This window comes from Halomonas sp. 7T (genome assembly GCF_025643255.1).
Taxonomy (GTDB): Bacteria; Pseudomonadota; Gammaproteobacteria; order Pseudomonadales; family Halomonadaceae; genus Vreelandella.
Window position 1 is genome coordinate 1,465,612 of sequence record NZ_CP087112.1, and the last position, 18,345, is coordinate 1,483,956.

The 18,345-nt window shown below is 50.2% G+C and carries 23 protein-coding genes; 4 read left to right on the top strand and 19 right to left on the bottom strand.

What is annotated here, in order from left to right; all coding sequences use genetic code 11:
- Positions 1-74: 74 nt before the first annotated feature.
- Both LOS15_RS06725 and LOS15_RS06730 read right to left on the bottom strand, forming a co-directional pair.
- Positions 75-446, bottom strand: coding sequence for a hypothetical protein (locus LOS15_RS06725; RefSeq protein ID WP_263069042.1), 372 nt, complete (start codon positions 444-446; stop codon positions 75-77).
- A gap of 2 nt (positions 447-448) precedes the next feature.
- On the bottom strand, positions 449-910 hold the full coding sequence (locus LOS15_RS06730; protein ID WP_263069651.1) for a flavodoxin: 462 nt from the start codon (positions 908-910) through the stop codon (positions 449-451).
- A 145-nt stretch (positions 911-1,055) separates the two neighbouring features.
- Here LOS15_RS06730 and LOS15_RS06735 point away from each other — a divergent pair, with 145 nt between their 5' ends.
- Complete coding sequence (locus tag LOS15_RS06735; protein ID WP_263069044.1) at positions 1,056-1,262, top strand: DUF2788 domain-containing protein; 207 nt, start codon at positions 1,056-1,058, stop codon at positions 1,260-1,262.
- Positions 1,263-1,421: 159 nt separating this feature from the next.
- Here LOS15_RS06735 and LOS15_RS06740 read toward each other — a convergent pair whose 3' ends face one another.
- The 12 genes from LOS15_RS06740 to LOS15_RS06795 all read right to left on the bottom strand — a co-directional run bounded on the left by LOS15_RS06740 (position 1,422) and on the right by LOS15_RS06795 (position 12,802).
- Positions 1,422-1,721 (bottom strand): integration host factor subunit alpha, encoded by a 300-nt coding sequence (locus LOS15_RS06740; RefSeq protein ID WP_263069046.1) that lies wholly within the window; start codon positions 1,719-1,721, stop codon positions 1,422-1,424.
- A 67-nt stretch (positions 1,722-1,788) separates the two neighbouring features.
- Positions 1,789-4,170, bottom strand: a complete 2,382-nt coding sequence (gene pheT / locus LOS15_RS06745; protein ID WP_263069048.1) for a phenylalanine--tRNA ligase subunit beta — start codon at positions 4,168-4,170, stop codon at positions 1,789-1,791.
- 26 nt (positions 4,171-4,196) lie between these two features.
- Positions 4,197-5,216, bottom strand: a complete 1,020-nt coding sequence (gene pheS / locus LOS15_RS06750) for a phenylalanine--tRNA ligase subunit alpha (protein ID WP_263069049.1) — start codon at positions 5,214-5,216, stop codon at positions 4,197-4,199.
- A gap of 156 nt (positions 5,217-5,372) precedes the next feature.
- Positions 5,373-5,726 carry a 50S ribosomal protein L20 gene (gene rplT, locus LOS15_RS06755; protein ID WP_009097607.1) on the bottom strand — a complete coding sequence of 118 codons (354 nt, stop codon included), beginning with the start codon at positions 5,724-5,726 and terminating at the stop codon, positions 5,373-5,375.
- 57 nt (positions 5,727-5,783) lie between these two features.
- On the bottom strand, positions 5,784-5,978 hold the full coding sequence (gene rpmI, locus LOS15_RS06760) for a 50S ribosomal protein L35 (RefSeq protein WP_009097609.1): 195 nt from the start codon (positions 5,976-5,978) through the stop codon (positions 5,784-5,786).
- A gap of 81 nt (positions 5,979-6,059) precedes the next feature.
- Complete coding sequence (gene infC / locus LOS15_RS06765) at positions 6,060-6,551, bottom strand: translation initiation factor IF-3 (protein ID WP_009724290.1); 492 nt, start codon at positions 6,549-6,551, stop codon at positions 6,060-6,062.
- Positions 6,552-6,611: 60 nt separating this feature from the next.
- Positions 6,612-8,534 (bottom strand): threonine--tRNA ligase, encoded by a 1,923-nt coding sequence (gene thrS / locus LOS15_RS06770; protein ID WP_263069059.1) that lies wholly within the window; start codon positions 8,532-8,534, stop codon positions 6,612-6,614.
- Positions 8,535-8,742: 208 nt separating this feature from the next.
- Positions 8,743-9,612 (bottom strand): OmpA family protein, encoded by an 870-nt coding sequence (locus tag LOS15_RS06775; RefSeq protein WP_263069060.1) that lies wholly within the window; start codon positions 9,610-9,612, stop codon positions 8,743-8,745.
- 302 nt (positions 9,613-9,914) lie between these two features.
- Positions 9,915-10,382: a DUF2489 domain-containing protein gene (locus LOS15_RS06780; RefSeq protein ID WP_263069062.1), complete on the bottom strand. Its 468-nt coding sequence runs from the start codon at positions 10,380-10,382 to the stop codon at positions 9,915-9,917.
- Between the two features lie 88 nt (positions 10,383-10,470).
- A complete protein-coding gene (locus LOS15_RS06785; RefSeq protein WP_263069064.1) occupies positions 10,471-11,514 on the bottom strand; it encodes a COX15/CtaA family protein in 1,044 nt (347 codons plus the stop codon).
- Between the two features lie 34 nt (positions 11,515-11,548).
- The gene (locus LOS15_RS06790; RefSeq protein ID WP_263069065.1) at positions 11,549-12,058 is read right to left on the bottom strand and encodes a hypothetical protein; all 510 of its coding nucleotides are present in this window, start codon (positions 12,056-12,058) and stop codon (positions 11,549-11,551) included.
- A 15-nt stretch (positions 12,059-12,073) separates the two neighbouring features.
- A complete protein-coding gene (locus tag LOS15_RS06795) occupies positions 12,074-12,802 on the bottom strand; it encodes an SURF1 family protein (protein WP_317629637.1) in 729 nt (242 codons plus the stop codon).
- Here LOS15_RS06795 and LOS15_RS06800 point away from each other — a divergent pair.
- On the top strand, positions 12,762-12,953 hold the full coding sequence (locus LOS15_RS06800) for a DUF2909 domain-containing protein (protein ID WP_263069067.1): 192 nt from the start codon (positions 12,762-12,764) through the stop codon (positions 12,951-12,953). The genes LOS15_RS06795 and LOS15_RS06800 overlap by 41 nt on opposite strands.
- A 3-nt stretch (positions 12,954-12,956) precedes the next feature.
- On the opposite strand, the gene LOS15_RS06805 is transcribed toward LOS15_RS06800, so the two are convergent.
- The 5 genes from LOS15_RS06805 to LOS15_RS06825 all read right to left on the bottom strand — a co-directional run bounded on the left by LOS15_RS06805 (position 12,957) and on the right by LOS15_RS06825 (position 17,545).
- The gene (locus LOS15_RS06805; protein ID WP_263069068.1) at positions 12,957-13,817 is read right to left on the bottom strand and encodes a cytochrome c oxidase subunit 3; all 861 of its coding nucleotides are present in this window, start codon (positions 13,815-13,817) and stop codon (positions 12,957-12,959) included.
- Positions 13,814-14,404, bottom strand: coding sequence for a cytochrome c oxidase assembly protein (locus LOS15_RS06810; RefSeq protein WP_263069070.1), 591 nt, complete (start codon positions 14,402-14,404; stop codon positions 13,814-13,816). Before LOS15_RS06810 ends, LOS15_RS06805 begins: the two co-directional genes overlap by 4 nt.
- A 30-nt stretch (positions 14,405-14,434) precedes the next feature.
- The gene (gene ctaD / locus LOS15_RS06815) at positions 14,435-16,078 is read right to left on the bottom strand and encodes a cytochrome c oxidase subunit I (protein WP_263069072.1); all 1,644 of its coding nucleotides are present in this window, start codon (positions 16,076-16,078) and stop codon (positions 14,435-14,437) included.
- Between the two features lie 53 nt (positions 16,079-16,131).
- Positions 16,132-17,247: a cytochrome c oxidase subunit II gene (coxB, locus tag LOS15_RS06820; protein WP_263069074.1), complete on the bottom strand. Its 1,116-nt coding sequence runs from the start codon at positions 17,245-17,247 to the stop codon at positions 16,132-16,134.
- A 124-nt stretch (positions 17,248-17,371) separates the two neighbouring features.
- Positions 17,372-17,545 carry a DUF2970 domain-containing protein gene (locus LOS15_RS06825; protein WP_263069075.1) on the bottom strand — a complete coding sequence of 58 codons (174 nt, stop codon included), beginning with the start codon at positions 17,543-17,545 and terminating at the stop codon, positions 17,372-17,374.
- Between the two features lie 130 nt (positions 17,546-17,675).
- On the opposite strand from LOS15_RS06825, the gene LOS15_RS06830 reads away from it, so the two are divergent.
- Both LOS15_RS06830 and LOS15_RS06835 read left to right on the top strand, forming a co-directional pair.
- Positions 17,676-18,035 (top strand): hypothetical protein, encoded by a 360-nt coding sequence (locus LOS15_RS06830; RefSeq protein WP_263069076.1) that lies wholly within the window; start codon positions 17,676-17,678, stop codon positions 18,033-18,035.
- Between the two features lie 88 nt (positions 18,036-18,123).
- Positions 18,124-18,321 (top strand): hypothetical protein, encoded by a 198-nt coding sequence (locus LOS15_RS06835; RefSeq protein WP_263069078.1) that lies wholly within the window; start codon positions 18,124-18,126, stop codon positions 18,319-18,321.
- Positions 18,322-18,345: the final 24 nt, after the last annotated feature.

Genomic DNA, 18,345 nt, shown 5'->3' on the forward strand with positions numbered 1-18,345 from the left:
CTATTTTGCGCAAAAACACTGCGCCACTGGCGAAAAAGCGGGCTGCTACTGACCCACTGCACCCTTCTACTGTTTCACTCTTCACTTCTCGTCCACCATAAACTGACGGCGTGTAGTAACAGCCCTGCGGTGGCGGCATGTGAAATAAACACCTGCCAGCTGATCCAATCAGTGAATAACAAATGCCACCCGCCCATCACAACGAGTCCGGCAACCATCATCGCGGCTAACCGCTTTAAAAATGATGGCAACGTTTGGCGCGCAGCAGCAGAAAGCATCCTCCACTGTAACACGGCAGCACTCGCAACAAAGACCAAGGCAATTAGAAGTAGTGTTTGACGCGTCTCATGTCCCCCTGCCATATAACGTGGTAACGCCGACAACATGACCACACATAGACCTATTGCCACGCTAACGCGCTCAGGAGAATAAGGTATCCGCTGCATGTTTAGGCAACCTTTAGCTGCTGGGATTCAATCCACTCTTCCACCCAGGGTAATGCTGCATCGTCTGCCATGAACGTCTCCATTGCATCCACCTCCAGCCGCTCACCCAGACGAGTCGCCCCATGATCATCTAACAAAGCATCAAGAGCCCTGCCAGCACCGCAAAAGGTTTCACCATAGGAGCTATCCCCTAACGCAATAAGGCCGTAGCGCAAGGTTGTTAAAGAAGGGCTCTGGTCACGCAATGAACGGACAAACGGCACAAAACTACCAGGGAAATCACCACTGCCTGTTGTAGAGACACAGAATAACGTAATCCCATCATGGCTGGTCACGTCATTTAAACTGGGCTGCTCTATAATATCGACACTGTAGCCCGCCTGCTCGAACAGTGGCTTTACCTGCTCGGCGACATCCAATGCGCCACCATACATGGTTCCCACTAAGATATTTAGCTTAGGCATCATCGCACTCCCCTGTAAAAGTGTCGCACTGCGCTTTGTTCAGTCGACAAATACCTGATGAATTTGCTCAAATATTAACACGTTTGGCAAAAACGACGCACGCCTCTACTTTTTCCCCCTTACCCCTACCCAACAAGGAGCTCTCATGCAGCAAACCTTTGAGTCTTGGATAACGCCGATCATGGTTGGCGGTTTAATTATCTTTATGTGTTTTATTATTTGGGATCTTGCCAAAAAATCGAACGCCGGCAAATTTGGCACCATCATGCTCTTTGTAGTGCTGGGTGCCGGCATGCTGGGCTACATCCTCAAGGTTATCATCACGTGGCTAATAGAAGGACGGGGGGTCTGACCCCTGCACACGACGGCATCCCCACTGTCAGCCCTGAAACGGGCAGCTATCCATTAGATATAAAAAAGGAGCGCCCTAAGGCACTCCTTTTCATATCTCTTATATTGAATGCTTTCGCCACTAATACCCATAGCGTGTTGGTAGCAAACTACTCAGAGACTATAAGGTACTGGTATGATGCTCGACTTGCTGCTTCAGCTTTTGCCCAGGGCGAAACGTCACAACGCGACGCGCAGAGATCGGTATTTCCTCTCCCGTCTTAGGATTACGCCCAGGGCGCTCGCGCTTATCACGCAAGTCAAAATTACCAAATCCTGATAGCTTTACCTGCTCGTTTTCTCGCAAACAGGCACGGATCTCTTCAAAAAAAGCTTCCACCATCGCTTTTGCTTCTCGCTTAGACAGCGCCAGCTCCGTGTGTAAATGCTCCGCTAGCTCTGCTTTGGTCAACGCACCCATAAGGCTCCTCCTTGTAGCAAACGCATTGCCAAGAACGTGATACGCGCCGCGTCATGGCATGTACTGGTTAGCCGCGCAGTTCAGCATCCAATTTGACACGCACTTGTGTCACGATGGAATCGACCAACTGATTGATTTCTTCATCGTTTAGCGTGCGCGATGGATGCTGCCAGGTCAAGCCTAGCGCAATACTCTTAAACCCATCGGCAACTCCTTTACCAGCATAGACATCAAATAGCTTTATGTCTTTTAAGTAATCACCTGCCTCAGTTTGCGCACAATCCAGTAGGGCTTGGACAGGTACTTCATTAGCTAGGATAAAGGCTAAATCACGCCGCACCTCTGGGTAGCGTGATAACGGTTCAAACGCAGGAATACGACCTTCACTAAGGGCATCAAGACGAACTTCAAAGAGCACGGCATCAACTTTTAACCCCAGTTTTGCTCTCACCTGTGGGTGAAGCGTACCAATCCAACCAGCGGGTTCGCCATTGTGCAGCAGTTGAGCACTTTGCCCTGGATGTAGCGCAGGGTGCGCTGCTGGTTCAAAACGCCAGGCGTCCTGATGACCACCCAGCGCTAGCAAACTTTCCAGATCACCTTTTAAATCGTAAAAATCTACCGCGGACTTAGCGCAACTCCAACCTTCAGCTTCACGAGAACCACACACTAACGCCCCCATCATGGGCACTTGCGAGAGGTTATCCAGCTGACCATTGAACACTAAGCCAGTTTCAAACAAACGCACACGCGTCTGTTGACGGTTAAGATTATGCTCCAACGCACGTACCAGCCCAGGAAAGAGGCTGGCGCGCATCACCGACAAATCCGATGAAATTGGGTTGGCCAACACAGGGGAAACCGCATCAGGCAACATTGCCGCCTGTAGCTCAGGTGCGACAAAGCTATAAGTCACCGCTTCCTGAAAACCGCGCGCCACCATTTGATTACGAAGTTGCCGTTGCGTCAGCATAGATTCGTTGGCGGGCCGTAGCGCTAACCGCGCCGCAGGCCGACGCACAGGCAAATTATTGTAGCCATGAATACGTGCAATCTCTTCAATGAGATCCTCTTCAATAGCTAAGTCAAACCGCCAACTGGGGGCCGTCACCGACCAGCCTTCAGCCTGTTTATCTACTGCCAACCCCAGACGCTGGAGAATGTCGGTCACATCTTCGACAGCCAGCCGTTTTGACAGCGCGCTTTCCAACCGGCTTTCACGCAGAAAAATAGCGCGGGATGTCGGCATATGTGCACTGCTAACCGCCTGTGTAACCGGGCCTGCCTGCCCACCGCAAATGTCGATTAACAGCTGCGTAGCACGCTCAATGGCCACACCAGCAAGCTCAGGATCTACACCACGCTCAAAACGGTGCGAGGCATCGGTATGCATGCCATAAGAGCGTGCTTTGCCTGCAATCGCCAACGGCGTGAAATACGCCGACTCCAGGAAGATGGTCTGAGTGGATTCGCTGACACCGGAATTCTCCCCACCCATAATACCTGCCATTGCCAATGGACCGCGATCATCCGCAATCACCAGCGTTTCAGGTCTCAATGCGATGTTCTGACCATCCAATAACGTTAGCCGCTCGCCTTCATGGGCTAAGCGCACCGTGATGCCACCTTGCAAATTATCGCGATCAAACGCGTGCAACGGCTGGCCAAGCTCCAACATAACGTAATTAGTGACATCCACGATGGGATCAATAGAGCGAACGCCACTACGTCGCAAACGCTCAACCATCCAAAGCGGTGTCTCAACGGTAACGTCTACCCCTTTAATAATTCGCCCTGCATAGCGAGGGCACTGCTCTGGAGCGTCAATATTAATAGGGAAAGTATCATCAACACTAGCTGCTACCGGTTGAATAGCGGGCCCGCTCACCGGCAAGCGATTTAGTACGCCAACTTCTCTGGAGAGCCCCTTGATACTCAGACAGTCGCCACGGTTAGGGGTCAGGTCAACCTCAATGGTCATATCATCGAGCTGCATGTACTCTCGGAAATCGCCACCCACTGGCGCCGAAGCTGGTAGGACCAGGATACCGGGCGACACCTCCTCCTCTAACCCTAACTCAGACGCCGAACAGATCATGCCTCGCGACTCAACGCCGCGTAGCTTGGCCTTTTTAATCTTAAAGTCCCCGGGCAGCACACCCCCTACTTGAGCAAAGGGAATTTTCTGTCCTACATCAACATTAGGTGCTCCGCATACCACCTGAACGGGCTCGCCTGTTCCATCGTTGACTGTGCAGACGTTAAGCTTATCAGCATCAGGGTGCTTCTCTTTCGTGAGCACCTCCGCCACCACAACGCCACTGAAAGCTGACGCGACTGGCGCAACAGCATCCACTTCCAAGCCCGCCATGGTGATTTGGTCGGCGATCGCTTGTGCATTGAGCTGCGGAGATACCCATTCACGCAGCCACTTTTCTGAAAATTTCATGTTCGCTCCTGTCTTTGGCGGCGGCGTTAGGAGAATTGACGCAAAAAGCGTAAGTCGTTTTCAAAAAACAGGCGCAGATCATTCACACCATAGCGCAGCATTGCCAGGCGCTCGGCACCCATGCCGAAAGCAAAGCCGGTATAGCGCTCGGTATCAATACCAGAGTGACGGAATACTTCTGGGTGCACCATTCCACACCCCATTACCTCTAACCATCCGCTATGGGAACAGACTCGGCAACCATCACCGCTGCACATTACGCACTGAATGTCGACTTCCGCCGAAGGTTCGGTGAACGGAAAGTAAGAAGGCCGAAAACGAACGGAGAGATCGTCTCGCTCAAAGAACGCCTGGAGAAAATCTTCAATGGTTCCCTTCAAGTCTGCGAAGCTGATGCCCTCATCGACCAGTAACCCCTCTACCTGGTGAAACATGGGGGTATGCGTTAAGTCAGAGTCGCTACGATAGACACGTCCAGGACAAACAATCCTGATCGGCGGCTCGCTGCTTTTCATCGTACGAACTTGCACCGGCGAGGTATGCGTGCGCAGCAGCCGTGTGGCATCAAAATAAAAAGTATCTGCCATCCCCCGAGCGGGATGGTGAGCAGGAATATTAAGCGCTTCAAAATTATGGTAGTCGTCCTCAATTTCAGGCCCTACCGCCACGTCGTACCCAATACGAGTGAATAAGCTTTCGATGCGCTCAAGCGTTCGTGTAACGGGGTGCAATCCACCCTCTGCCTGGCCACGGCCCGGTAGCGTAACGTCAATCCGCTCTGCCGCTAATCGTGCGTTCAATGCCTCGGCTTCTAGCTCATGCCGCTTCTTATCAATTTCTTCGGAAAGCGTTTGCTTTGCTTGGTTAATACGCTCACCAGCGGCAGGACGCTCTTCTGCGGATAACTTACCCAAGCCTTTTAACAAGGCAGTAACATCGCCTTTTTTACCTAAATAACGTACTCGTAACTCATCTAACGCAGAAACGCTCTGCGCCGCCTGGATGGCTTCGCGAGCTTCTGATACCAGAGTAGGAAGGTGATCCATCCGTTTCACTCCGAATTAAGCGGTTTCCATCCAAAGATGGTGTGGCATAGGGAGGTGACAAAAAAACAGGGGAAGAGCGGCTGCTCTTCCCCTGTTTGGGTCACACTGAAATGACCTCGGGCATTTCACACTGATCTAAATCAGCGCAAAAAAGCCTTATTGGGCAGCCTTGGCTTTTTCCACGATGGCAGCGAAAGCTGCTTTTTCGTGTACCGCCAAATCGGCCAATACTTTACGGTCGATTTCAATACCGGCTTTTTTGAGGCCACCAACAAAACGGCTGTAAGACATACCGTTAATGCGCGCACCAGCGTTAATACGCTGGATCCACAGCGCACGGAACTGGCGCTTACGGTTACGGCGGTCACGGTAAGCATACTGACCGGCTTTGATAACAGCCTGCTTGGCTACGCGGAAAACACGCGAACGGGCACCGTAGTAACCTTTGGCCTGTTTCAGTACTTTTTTATGGCGACGACGGGCAACTACGCCACGCTTAACACGGGTCATAACACACTCCTGACATTAAGTCTGAGGCAATATGCGCTCAGATAAGATAATTCGACCTTACAGATTCGGCAGCATGCGCTGAATCAGCGCTTTATCAGCAGCATGAATCTGCTTCATTCCGCGCAGCTGACGCTTACGCTTGGTCGATTTCTTGGTCAAGATGTGGCTACGGAAAGACTGCTTGTGCTTGAAGCCATTAGCGGTCTTTTTAAAGCGCTTAGCAGCGCCGCTGTTGCTTTTGATTTTCGGCATGAGAGAACTCCGCTCGATATTTTTTAGAAAACCCAGGGCCGACCAGCGTCTAGACACTGGCCCGTTAGCTTCGCCGTTGGATCACTTCTTTTTCGGGGCAATAATCATGATCATCTGGCGGCCTTCCATTTTCGGGAAGGACTCAACCGCTCCGATCTCTTCCAGGTCTGCCGCGATCCGTTCCATTAGCTTTCGGCCAATGTCCTGGTGCGCCATTTCACGACCACGGAAGCGCAATGTAACTTTGCCCTTGTCACCACCTTCTAAAAAGCGGGTCAGGTTTTTAAGCTTAACCTGGTAATCGCCTTCGTCGGTGCCAGGACGGAATTTAACTTCCTTCACCTGGATTTGCTTCTGCTTTTTCTTTTGAGCCGCTTTTTGCTTCTTCGTCTCAAAAACAAATTTGCCATAATCCATAATCTTACAAACGATAGGATCGGCATTCGAAATTTGCACGAGATCTAAACCGGCAGCTTCTGCACGCTCAAGAGCTTCGGTGGTGGGCACAACACCCAACTGCTCACCTTCAGCATCAATTAGACGCACTTCTTCTTCGGTAATTCGCTCGTTCATTGGTGGGCGTTTGTCTTGTGGACGCCCGCGCTGATTGCTTCGCTTGATCGCTCCGTCTCCTTAGGCAATTGACGATGTCGCCAGGGCTGCTCGCTCGTCACTAAAACGCTTGATGAACTCATCAATTGTCATAGTGCCGAGATTTTCGCCGCTGCGAGTACGCACGGCCACTGAGTCAGCTTCTACTTCCTTATCTCCCACCACAAGGAGATAGGGAACTTTCTGTAACGTATGCTCACGGATTTTAAAGCCGATCTTCTCGTTCCTCAAGTCCGCCTTGACCCGTAAGCCATGTTTTTGCAGTCGATGCTCTAATTTGAGCGCATAATCACGCTGCGCATCCGTAATTGTCATCAAAACTGCTTGCTGAGGCGCCAGCCAAAGTGGCATCGCACCCGCATAGTGCTCTATTAGGATACCTAAGAAACGCTCAAAGGATCCTAAAATTGCGCGGTGAAGCATTACAGGAGTTTTTCGCGTGCCGTCTTCATCGACGTATTGCGCTCCCAAACGCCCTGGCAAATTAAAATCTAGCTGAAGAGTACCACATTGCCAAACACGATTCAGACAATCACGTAAGGCAAATTCAATTTTAGGCCCATAAAAAGCGCCTTCGCCGGGTTGTAGCTCCCATTTGAGGCCTGTTGCATTGAGGGCAGCTTCAAGACCCTGCTCTGCGCGATCCCACATCTCGGCTTCGCCTAGGAAATCTTCCGGACGCGTTGAAAGTTTAAGCTCAACTTCGTCAAAACCGAGTGTTTTATACACCTGCAGTGTCAGGGCGATAAACGCCTCTGCTTCTGCTTGGATTTGCCCTTCTGTGCAAAAAATGTGGGCATCATCTTGAGTAAAACCACGCACGCGCATCAGACCATGCAGGGAACCAGAAGGTTCATTGCGATGACAGCTACCAAACTCCGCCAAACGCAGCGGTAAATCCCGGTAGCTTTTTAGCCCTTGATTAAAAACTTGAACGTGGCAAGGGCAGTTCATTGGCTTAACCGCGTATTCGCGCTTTTCCGATTCCGTTGTGAACATCAGCTCACTGTAATGCCCCCAGTGGCCGGACTTTTTCCATAAAGATAGGTCAACAACCTGGGGCGTCTTGATCTCTTGATAACCGTGCTCACGCTGAATCTTGCGCATGTAATCTTCTAACGCCTGGTACATTGTCCAGCCATTAGGGTGCCAAAACACCATCCCCGGTGCTTCTTCTTGCAGGTGAAACAAGTCCATTTTGCGCGCAAGCTTGCGGTGATCGCGCTTTTCAGCCTCTTCAAGCCGCTGCAAATAGGCTTTGAGCTGCTTTTTATCACCCCATGCAGTGCCATAAATACGGGTCAACATGGTGTTATTAGCATCACCACGCCAATACGCCCCTGCCAACTTAGTGAGCTTGAAAGCTTTTAAATGGCGAGTATTGGGCACGTGCGGGCCGCGGCACATGTCAATATACTCTTCGTGATGATAAAGCCGAATAGTCGCGCCTTCGGGAATATCACGCACAATTTCCTGCTTATAGGGCTCATCGCGATGCAAAAAAGCGAGCATTGCTTGGTCGCGATCAACGTATTCACGTACCACATCGTACTCATGCTCAATTAATGAGCGCATACGAGCTTCAATGGCTTCAAGATCATCTGGAGTAACAGGTTGACCGAATTCAATATCGTAGTAGAAACCATCTTCAATCACTGGCCCTATTGCCATTTTGGCTTTAGGGTACATCTGCTTAACCGCATGCCCAATTAGGTGCGCACATGAGTGGCGAATGATTTCAAGCCCCTCAGGATCGCGGGCGGTAATAATTGCCACCTCCGCGTCTTGCTCAATTAAGTCAGCGGCATCAACCAATACACCGTCAATCTTGCCAGCTACACAGGCCTTGGCCAAACCAGGGCCAATGGATTCTGCAAGCTGCATAATAGAAAGCGATGTGTCGAACGTTCTTTGGCTGCCATCAGGCAGTGTCACAATGGGCATTCAAATATTCCTTGAGCGCAGTGGTGATCCATACCAAGGATCACATTTCGCTATCAATGGGCGAGAGTTACAAACCTATCTTTAACGGGACGCTAGCCTATCAGAATTTAGTAAACCGTAAAATAAAACGGGAGGCACTTAGGCCTCCCGCTTCTTTATCTAATTAAGCAAGTTATCGCTACTAGCGATGTCGCTCAATCGAACAAGCTTAGTTCCACTCGTCTAATTCTACACGACGGTTTTGAGCACGGCCGTCGTCGGTGTCGTTAGATGCAACTGGACGTTCTTCACCGTAGCCAACAGCGCGCATACGGTTAGCCTGAACGCCTCGCTGCGACAGATAGGCAGCAACTGACTCAGCACGACGCTGAGATAAGTTCTGGTTGTACTCTGCAGAGCCACGCGAATCAGTGTGGCCCTCAATGCTTACACGAACGTCAGGGTTGTTGACCAGACGTTCAGCAACACCGTTGAGTACTTGTTGGGCGTTAGCCGTGAGTTGAGCAGAGTCAAATTCAAAGTTAACGTCACGCAGAACTAAGCTATCTGGGCAGCCCAGCGCGTTAACTTCAACGCCAGCAGGCGTATTTGGGCACTGGTCACGATAATCCGGAACGCCGTCATTATCAGAATCCAGCGGGCAGCCACGTGCATCAACCGCTACACCAGCCGGAGTGCCTGGGCACTGATCACGATAATCCGGCACACCGTCGCCATCGGAATCCAACGGGCAGCCTTGCGCATCAACAGCTACACCAGCTGGCACTTCGCCATAGCTTGGGCATTGTGGTGCAACAGGCTCAGGAGTGCGGTCAGCACACAGTAAACCACCAATAGCAGCACCTGCAGCAGCACCTGTAGCCGCACCGCTTTCTTCATCGGAGCTACCACTGGTGGCATAGCCAATGCTGCCACCGATTAAACTGCCGGCCAAACCACAAACCGCCGGGTGCTGGTACCAGCTACGGTCGCTGCTAGCGCTAGCCTGTCCAGATGTCTGGGTAGCCGAGCTGGCGCAGCCAGATAAACCTACCACCAGAGCAGAACCGACTAGCAAGCCAGTTGTTGACTTTTTCATGCAAGACTCCTTCTTGATCCAATGCTGAAATGGTCACACGACCAATTCTATCCAATGCTTCTTATTGCGAGAGCATCCTTTTTTCGCCTGCCCAGTATCTAAACAATGGATAATCAATGCTCTAATACTGAACGGTTTGCCTATGATTAACGTTTAAACGCTAGAAGGCAACAATACGAAGATACCAATATCTTGCTGGTACCGACTGTTCCAGCATAGCAAAGAGGACACTGTAAGCGCCAAAAATAGCTCAAACCATCTCAAAACAGGTATTATTTGACGCTTATCAAACCCATGCGGCGTTAGTGGAGAGACGCAGGCCCTCTGGAACGCCACTTAATAACCTCTGCTGCTGCTGCTAATACCGCAGGACGCATTTCATCTTCCACGATCAAACGCTCTTTATCTTCCTGCATCCTCTCGCGTGGGGAAAGCTCCTTTCGAGCAGAGTGGGTCTTCAAGTGCTGGGTACGTTGGTATACCTCAGCAAATGCTTGAAATTCTGGGCGCTCGGTTAAACTTGGATCGATAATCTCAAGTAACACCTTGCATCGCCAAGAGGCTTCCGTTATGTCTACCTGCTCTTGAACCAGCGCGCTAACGACATAGTCCAGGTTCTCTAAACTATTTTGGTGCGCGCGACGATCCTCGTCCACTCGATAAGCTTCTCGCCGCTCCACCTCCTTACGTAGGTTAAAGGCATAAACAGCAAGGCCCACAATGATCGCAACGCCTACCACAAGCAAGATTAGCGACGTAGTGGTATTCATAGCACTCCTCAGACAAGCACAGAAAATAATTTAACAGCAACTGTACACCTTAAAGCCATTGTCACACTAATGCTACACAGCTTTTAATTCACTTTTCAGCGGTGACTGCAGCTAATGGGTGATGAACAGACGCGACATGATACCCCTGCCGCCACCGCCACCATGCCCAACCAACGCTTAGCGTTAGTACCACAGCACCAGCAGTATGTAATAAAGCAAGCCACAAAGGCAGCCAAAGGAGGACGTTGGCAATCCCTAACGCTACCTGAACAGCATACGCTCCAACGACAGCCACTAGTGCGCGCCCAAGAAACGCTAAACGGCGATACCGCCACCAAAGGACCAGTAATACAACGCCCAACAACAAGGCCCCTAGGCGGTGGACTACTTGTATCGCGGTGCGTGCATCTGCGTGCAACTGGCCATGTAAATAGTTAGGCCCTACGGTCTGGGTTAGATGGAACCCCTCGCTGAGGTCCATATCTGGCCACCATTGCGCGTTGCAGGTAGGAAACCCTTGGCAAGCAATGCCTGCGTAGTTGCTTGTCACCCAACCACCAAGCGCTAATTGCAGCACCAGCAAACTGATCGATGCTGCCCACAATACATTAACTGGCTGGCGCCCTAACGTCATATTCTTCAATGAATGACGAACACGCAAATGAAGCCAGAAAAACAGCATTAACACACTTAGCCCACCTAAGAGATGCAAGGTCACTACCTGAGGCCATAGCTTCAATGTTACCGTAAATGCACCAAAGGCACCCTGAATTAGAATAACCACAAGTAGCGCCAAGCTTACGCGCCAGGGGTATCCTGGGCGGTGTCGCAGAGACCAACCCAGCGCAACGACACTAATAACCATTAACCCTAAAAAACTTGCCACGTAACGGTGCGCCATCTCCACCCACGCTTTAAAAGGCTCAAGAGGCACATCGGGATGACGCAAAGAGGCATGTTCGCTATCAGGAACCAGCAACCGCCCGTAGCAGCCTGGCCAATCGGGACAACCCAAACCGGCATCCACTAAACGTGTCCAAGCGCCCACTAAGATGACTAAAGCAGTCAACAATGTTCCTGCCAAGGTGAGGTGCGACAGCCAGCGTAACCGCTGATCTACTGCGTCTTGCATGCTGCTTCCTTAAGGCACCGGGTGCCGACACGTATTAACGATGGTTTACTTTGAAGAGATGCCTGATGTCGTCAAGGATATCGCTTGCATTAGCTTGTTCATTAAATGCTAATGCTGGTACTCCCATTGGATCTATTAACCAAATAACGCTTTCGTTCCGCCATGCTGGCGGTTGCTGCCAATAATTCACCTGCTCTCCTGGTAAGGCTTGGGAGACACCACCAATACGTAGCCGCTGTAGTCGTGGCGCTTCGCGCCCAAGAGCCCGGTGAAGGCGCCACAACTCATCTTTACGCTGCTCACAATTAACCGCACACTCAAACGCCAGCGTCCAAACATCATTCGAGCTCTCTAGCGGATCGGCCAACGTCCACTCATATAAATTTGGTGCCATAACTTCCACTTCGCCATGAGCGGTATGTTGGTTTGGAATGCCGATACCCCACTTAACCATTCCCCAGGCAGCCGCCATAGGTGCAGCAAATAAAACAAAAATCATGATTAATTTAAGCCGCTGATAATGAACCGCTTGAATCCGCTGCATTGTATGATCCTCTTGTTATTGTAAGCGATCTTTGCGCATATGATAGCCGCCTAATAACATCACAACGAACGCTGCAAGTGTTAATCCCCACCATTGAAAAGCGTAGCCAATGTGACGACTGGCGGGCATAACATTAGCCTTCCACCAGGGCACAAGAACACCCTCTCCTTCCACAGCATGTAACCACCCCTGATAACTAAACGACGCTAGCGACTTTTCCCACGGTGCCAAACTCATTTGCTGTAGACGAATGCCTTCTTGATTATCCCCATATAATGGCCCGCCAGGGCGAGCAGTTTGCCATTCACCCAATATTTCAACATGGCCAGCAGGCGTTTGGGTATAAGGAGCGCTGCGGTCTGGGCCTGTTTCCATAAAACCACGCTGTATTAACCAAAGCTGCCCATGTACGTCACGGAAAGGCGTAAGCACAGCCACTCCCAGACGACGCTCTACCACACGGTTGTCTAAAAAAAGCGTGTGCTGTGGAAGGTACTCTCCTACTAATCGCACCATTGCGCCATCCTGCGGCATCTCTTGGGGCACTGTTAACGCAGGGGCTGCTGCACGAGCGGCCAGCAAAACACGCTTGTCATTAGCTCGCTCCCACTGCCATAGTCCTAAAAAAAGGCCTAATGTGACTAACAAACACCAAAAGACACACCACGCGTAGAAGCGCCTTAACCTGACTGAGGTAGATATCATGTGGTTACAACTTCTTATTGCCCTAGTGTTTATCGCCATGGTGATTAGCCTTGCGGCAGGTGCCGGCTTTTTACTGCGAGACGATGCCACCTCAAAGCGATTGCTGATTTCACTGAAGTGGCGCGTTACCCTGGCATGCATCCTTATGGCAATGTTGGTATTCGGTTTTTGGTCAGGAGAACTGGGCTAACGACTACAAAACGTAAACAAAAATAAACAGCCCAACCCATATCACGTCTACAAAATGCCAATACCAGCATGATGCTTCGAAACCGAAATGATGGTCGTTGGCAAAATGGCCTTTACATATTCGGACGAGAATACAGCCTAAGATGATCGTACCGATAATGACATGCAGGCCATGAAAGCCTGTCAATATAAAGAAAGTAGCGCCGAAAATACCGGCTTCCAGCGTAATACCATAGTGATAGTAGGCTTCGTAATACTCGACTCCTTGGATGACGATAAAGCAACACCCCAACAGGACCGTGCCTGCAAGCCAGTTTCGACAGGTAACACGCTCACCGAGTTTTAACGCTTCATGCGCCACCGTTAAGGTGATGCTCGAGGTGATGAGTATCAGCGTATTAACAAGCGGCAACTGCCAGGGACTAAAGACCTGGTCAGGGCCTAACACAGAGGAATCGGGTGGGTTAAGAAGGGGCCAATGAGAGACAAACTCTGGCCATAGCAGCGCAGAAACACCTTTTGCTCCTTCCCCTCCTAGCCAAGGAATAGCGAATGACCTAACGTAAAACAGCGCACCAAAGAAGGCTGCAAAAAACATCAGCTCAGAGAAGATGAACCACCCCATTCCCCACCTGAATGAGCGATCCATTTGGGTGTCGTACAACCCGCTCATTGATTCGTGAACCACATCTCTGAACCAGAGCCCCATCACTGCGACAACGCCAATAACGCCTATCAGCATTAAAGACGCGCCAGCGTCATAAACTAGCTGGGAGCCCGCCCCCACCATCATGACACCCAATGCTAAAGAGCCTAAAACGGGCCATTTGCTAGTTGCCGGAACATAGTAGCTGCCGCCGCTCATATTTTATCCCCCGCACTATTGTTGTTATTCATTGAGGAATCCAATGCCATGTTATGCACTGGATACAGGGTATATACCAGCGTGATAGTGTTAATTTCCTTAGGTAAATCACGTGCCAGCTGAAAAACCAGCGGAATGGTTAAACGCTCCCCCCCCTGTAGCTGCTGCTCTTGGAAACAGAAACAGCTGACTTTTCGTAAGTGGGTTGTTGCATTTGAGGGTGAGACACTTGGAATGGCCCTTCCCCAGCTTTCTTCAAGGCTATTATTAGAAAAGGTAAAGTCTACTTCAGCAGTTTGCCCAGGATGTACGCGCATTTGCCGTGCGGCAACGCTCATTTGCCAGGGTAAGCCAGCACTACCCCGAGTAATAAACTGAACCGTTACATAACGAGACTGATCAACCTCTTCATGGATGATAGCTTGCGCCGTGGTATCTACTTTGCCGTTAATCCCTGTAACACGACAGAACACGTCGTAAAGAGGTACAAGTGCAAACGCAAATGCAAACATACCCATTAGCACCGCAAGCGATCGAATAACGGTGCGCCGCACTCCCACTGCCCTCACGATTTCATACTCAGACATGCCGCTCCTCCCCTTGCAGTGTATACGGCACTATTCGCCATGTTGCGCACGATGAAACACAGGAGGCGTTTCAAAGGTATGCAACGGAGCCGGGCTAGGGACACTCCACTCAAGGTCTTCTGCGCCCTCCCATGCCTTAGCTGGTGCTTTTTTACCCCCTCGAACACAGAGCACCACCACAAGCACAAAAATGAGCTGCGACACCCCAAAGAAAAAAGCACCAATACTTGAAACGAGATTAAAGTCCGCGAACTGGAGCGCGTAATCGGGAATACGACGTGGCATTCCAGCAAGACCAGCAAAATGCATGGGGAAAAACGTCAGGTTCACTCCCACGATCGAACACCAGAAATGACACTGCGCTAATCGCTCGTTAGGGTAATGTCCCGTCCATTTGGGTAGCCAGTAATAAACCCCAGCCATAATGGCAAAGATAGCCCCTGGTACCAGCACATAGTGGAAATGAGCTACCACAAAGTAAGTGTCGTGGTATTGAAAATCGGCCGGGGCAATTGCCAACATCAATCCTGAAAAGCCACCGATAGTAAACAGAACGACAAAGGCCAGCGCAAACAGCATGGGCGATTCAAAACTGATCGAACCGCGAAACAGCGTCGTGATCCAGTTAAAAACTTTGACCCCTGTTGGCACTGCAATCAGCATTGTGGAGTACATGAAAAACAGCTCAGCAGCTAATGGCAAGCCAACCACAAACATATGGTGGGCCCACACTAAAAATGACAGTAGCGCAATGGCAGCCGTGGCATACACCATGGAGGCGTAGCCAAACAAGCGTTTACGGGCAAACGTCGGAATGATGGCAGACACAATCCCGAACGCAGGCAATATCATGATGTAAACTTCCGGATGCCCAAAAAACCAAAAAAGATGCTGAAACAGGACTGGATCTCCCCCACCGGCCGCATCGAAGAAGCTCGTGCCGAAGTTGATATCCATTAACATCATGGTAATGACTCCCGCCAGAACGGGCATGACCGCAATCAGCAGAAAAGCCGTAATTAGCCAAGTCCAAACAAACAGCGGCATATCCATCATGCGCATACCTGGGGCACGCATATTAAGTATGGTCGCGATAATGTTAATAGCACCTAAGATGGAACTAATGCCTGCGATATGTAAAGCAAGAATAAAAAAGGTCGTGGAAGGCGGGGCGTAAGTCGTCGATAGCGGTGCATAGAACGTCCAACCAAAATTTGGCCCTCCTCCCGGCATCAAAAGCGTGGAAAGTAACAGCGTAAACGCAATGGGCAGTAGCCAGAAACTAAAGTTATTCAGCCGTGGAAGTGCCATGTCTGGCGCGCCAATTTGCAAAGGAATCATCCAGTTAGCCAAGCCAGTAAACGCCGGCATTACAGCGGCAAAGACCATGATTAATCCATGCATCGTGGTCATTTGGTTGAAAAACTCAGGCTCTACCAGTTGCAAGCCAGGCTGGAATAATTCTGCTCGCACCACGAGCGCAAATATACCGCCAATAAAAAACATGGTTAGTGAAAAGATAAGATACAAAGAGCCAATCTCTTTGTGATTAGTCGTGAGTAGCCAACGCATTATCCCTTTGGGGGCCGTGTGGGGTGGATGAGAAGCCTGTCCATCCGCCACCGTGGTAGAGCTATGCTGCAATGAGTGCTGAGGAGGTAGTTTGGGCGCCATAAATCTCTCCGCCTACTTTATTGTTGTGGTATCCGATTAACCCGCACGTGCCTTTAATCAATCAGTCTTTCTGCAATGGATACGGGCTGAATCACATCCCCCGTTTCATTACCCCACGCGTTCCGCGTATAGGTAACCACAGCCGCAATTTCCACGGGATTTAGCGTATTGCGAAATGCTGGCATAGCAGCGCCCGACACACCGTTTAAAATACGGTCAATATGCCAGTCTAAGTCATTAACTAATTGTTCATTATTAGCTAGTGCCGGGAAGGCTGGCGGTGCGCCTTGGCCGTCGGCCTGATGACATGAGGCACATATAGCACGGTAAACAGGCTCTCCGCGCGCCATTAGCTCATCAAACTCCCACTCACGATCTATCCCCATCTCTTCTTGCTCTGCCGCCTCTTTGCGCTCCGCTAACCATGTTTCAAACTCCTCCTCCTCTACAGCGTGCACCACGATCGGCATAAAGCCGTGGTTGATCCCACACAGTTCTGCACATTGGCCCCGGTAAATTCCCGGTTCATTAATTTGCACCCAGTTCTCATTAATAAAGCCAGGAATTGTATCCTGCTTGACAGCAAGCTCCGGCACCCACCATGAGTGGATAACGTCATCCGAGGTCATGAGAAATCGCACTTTTCGATTAATGGGCAGTACCAGCGGCTCATCTACATCAAGTAAATAGTGCTCGTCACGCGTCGCGTCTCCATCAATCTGCTCCCAAGGCGTGCTCATACTTGAGTTAAATGCCACCTCCTCACCAAGATACTCATAGCGCCAGCGCCATTGCTGGCCGACGATCATGACATCAAGTTCAGCCTCTGAGGCGTCATACATATTTTTTAATGTCGCCGTAGCGGGTACTGCCATGCCTACTAAAATCAACACTGGAATGGCTGTCCAAAGCACTTCTACTTTGGTGTTTTCGTGAAAATGCGCCGCTTTGGCACCTTGTGAGTGCCGATAACGGAATAAAGAGTAGAACATCACGCCAAACACTATTAGCCCAATGACCACACATATCCAAAAAATGGTCATGTGCAGCCCGTAAATCTCTTGGCTAATCTCCGTCACACCAACGGGCATATTCCATCCGTTGGTTTGCGCTAAGGCAGTGCTGGACATCAAACCTATGGGCAGCAGCCATCGCCAGGGTGAGTGCATCGTTACCTCCTTATTATTGTTGTTATTTATGAGTTTTTAATTGGGGTGAGATGATGTGATAGGAATCAGTATAGAAAACATGTGCGATACGTCACGGGCTACCGTGTAAAAGCTGTCAACGCTTTTAGTGTGCCGCCATATTGGCTATCGCTGCGAGCGCCAATACAAACACTAGGGTCACGGCAATGGCCGCTACAATAAAGGCGATAGGTTTCTTGCTGGTGAAGTCTTTTTGGCGTTGGAAATCACTCTGGACGCCAATAAGTGCAGCTAGAATCGATTTGATAACCGACCACATAGGACATCTCCTGCAAAGGGATGAATTTCGTTACGAAAACGGCACGATTACGCTGCAATTAGCTATAGTTCAAGATAGGCAACATTCAAAATTATGCCGCTCGGTTTCCACCATTAAAAAGGAGCTCACCATGGCGACTAACGATACAACCCCTTCCATGCCATGGATGGACAGTGCCCAACCTATGCAGGCTTGGTGGCATCAATACTGTCTTTTAAGCACGATGCCTATGGTACGACTGCAAATCGCCTGGCTGGAAAATGTGACTCAGACTATGCAGATGGAGGCACAACTCTTTCAAGCTCTCGCTAAAAATAGTGAGAAACTAACACTTTGTCTGACCGATAATCCGAACTACTGTAATGCTGCTGAGCTGACGGAACACTATCATGAGATGGTTAAGACACTCACCGATGCCAACATGGAGCGCCTAACGAACGTTTCACAACTTTCCCATGAGTTTCGCCGCTGCTTATGGGAAGAGATCTAGCAATTTACAATTATGCGCGTTGAGCCCTATAGTGCCGCTCACTGTTTACTTCAAAACGAAGCAGCAACCTCAAACTATGGAGCCAACTATGCCCAAATGTCGTATGTTCATTCCTTTTATCACCTTGGGCTTGTTGTTGCCTTTAGCGGCCTGCACCACTTATACGTGGCCAGACGGCTCTCAAGAAACTGTGCTGGGTGTCGTTCCAGAAGACGACAACCAGCGCTATGAAGAAAGACAGGCAGAGGGCGTTCGATACCGTTCGCCAACTGATATTCCTGAATAACGCTATATTTACATCCACTTCCGG